General features: G+C 55.5%; 1 pseudogene. It reads right to left on the bottom strand.

The features are described 5' to 3' along the window. Nucleotides 1–317, bottom strand: a pseudogene (locus tag H6B10_RS15945) (glycosyl hydrolase family 8); the annotation flags it as partial.

The raw sequence follows: 317 nt of genomic DNA, 5'->3' as shown, positions 1-317 counted from the left end.
CCTGCGCAATGGTAGCCAGAAGCCCTACAGGATGCAGAGCATTTCCTTCAACGGGTGTGCCGTCGATCAGATAGATGCCGTTTGTTTGCCCGTGTTCCTTTTCTTCAAAAAATTGCTGAATATGTGCAGCTGTTTCTTGGGCCCAACCGTCTTTGTCCCCGAACCATTGGGCATCCAAAGCAATGTTGCCCAACGTACGGTATGCATCGCTGAAGAACCAGTCGTGACGGTCCGGCTGATCACCCCGATGCGGGCGGCCGTCGTACTCGGCATATTCGGCACTCAATCCGGTACGGGCGTGGCAGGCTTTGCGCAGG

The sequence above is a fragment of the Gemmiger formicilis genome, from assembly GCF_016901605.1.
Taxonomy (GTDB): domain Bacteria; phylum Bacillota; class Clostridia; order Oscillospirales; family Ruminococcaceae; genus Gemmiger; species Gemmiger formicilis_B.
The sequence above is the reverse complement of the archived record's forward strand: the minus strand, read 5'-3'. Positions and strand labels throughout refer to the sequence as shown.